The following is a 1,675-nucleotide window of genomic DNA, read 5'->3' on the forward strand; positions in this document are numbered from 1 at the left end:
CCAGCCGCCCGGCAGCCTCCTGGAACGCCTGGCCGGCCGGCCCGCCGCGGAACGCGAACGCGCCCTGCTCACCACCGTCCGCGACCGTGTCGCCGCCGTGCTCGGACACGCCGGCCCCGACGACGTCGAACCGGCCCGGCCCTTCACCGACCTCGGCCTCACCTCGCTGACCGCGGTCGAACTGCGCAACGGGCTCAGTGCCGCCCTCGGCGTCACCCTGCCCGCCACCCTCGTCTTCGACCACCCGACCCCGGCCGTACTCGCCCGGCACCTCGCCGACGACCTGTTCGGCACCGCCGGCGACGGCACCCCCGTCGCCGCCCGCCGCGCCGTCGACGACGACCCGATCGCCGTCGTCGGCATGGCCTGCCGCTACCCCGGCGGCATCGCCGGACCCGAGGACCTGTGGGACCTGGTACGCGCCGGAGCCGACGGCATCTCGCCGCTGCCCACCGACCGCAACTGGAGCCCCGAGCGGCTCTACCACCCCGACCCCGACCACCCCGGCACCGTCTACACCCGGGAAGGCGGCTTCCTGCACGACGCCAGCCGCTTCGACCCCGCGTTCTTCAGCATCTCGCCCCGCGAGGCCCTCGCCATGGACCCCCAGCAGCGCCTGCTCCTGGAGGTCTCCTGGGAGGCACTGGAACGCGCGGGCGTCGACCCGGCCGCGGCCCGCGGCTCCGCCACGGGCGTCTTCGCCGGCGTCACCTACCAGGACTACGTGACGATCCTCGCGGCCTCCGACGACAACTTCGAGGGCTACGTCGGCACCGGCAACTCGCCCAGCGTCCTGTCCGGCCGCATCTCCTACGCGCTCGGCCTGGAAGGCCCGGCCGTCTCCGTCGACACCGCCTGCTCCTCCTCCCTCGTCGCCCTGCACCTCGCCGCGCAGTCCCTGCGTCAGGGCGAGTGCGACCTCGCCCTGGCCGGCGGCGTCACCGTGATGTCGACGCCGGGCTCCCTCATCGAGTTCAGCCGGCAGCGCGCCCTCGCCGAGGACGGCCGCTGCAAGCCCTTCTCCGCGGACGCCGACGGCGCCAGCTGGGCCGAGGGCGTCGGCATGATCGTCCTCGAACGGCTCTCCGACGCCCGCCGCAACGGCCACCAGGTACTCGCCGTGATCCGCGGCTCCGCCCTCAACCAGGACGGCGCCTCCAACGGCCTGACCGCCCCCAACGGCCCCTCCCAGCAGCGCGTCATCCGGCAGGCCCTCGCCACCGCCGGACTCGCCCCGCAGGACGTGGACGCCGTCGAGGCGCACGGCACCGGCACCACCCTCGGCGACCCCATCGAGGCCCAAGCCCTCCTCGCCGCCTATGGCCAGGACCGCGCCGAGGACCGGCCGCTGTGGCTCGGCTCCCTGAAGTCCAACATCGGGCACAGCCAGGCCGCCGCCGGCGTCGGCGGCGTCATCAAGATGGTGATGGCCCTGCGCGAAGGCGTCCTGCCCCGCACCCTGTACGCCGACAACCCCACCCCGCACGTCGACTGGACCGCCGGACACGTCCGTCTGCTCACCGAGGAACGCCCCTGGCCCGACACCGGCCGCGCACACCGCGCCGGAGTCTCCTCCTTCGGCATGAGCGGCACCAACGCCCACGTCATCGTCGAACAGGCCCCCGACACCCCCGACCGGCCCGCCACGCGGGCCGCGCTGCCCGCCGTACCGGTG

General features: G+C 74.9%; 1 protein-coding gene. It reads left to right on the top strand.

Features of this window, described 5'->3' with window-relative positions; translation table 11 throughout:
• The coding region (locus AWZ10_RS27785) for a type I polyketide synthase (protein WP_167365993.1) at positions 1 to 1,675 on the top strand (1,675 nt) is incomplete at both ends.

It is taken from the genome of Streptomyces europaeiscabiei (genome assembly GCF_001550375.1).
In the GTDB taxonomy this organism is placed as follows: Bacteria; Actinomycetota; Actinomycetes; order Streptomycetales; family Streptomycetaceae; genus Streptomyces; species Streptomyces europaeiscabiei.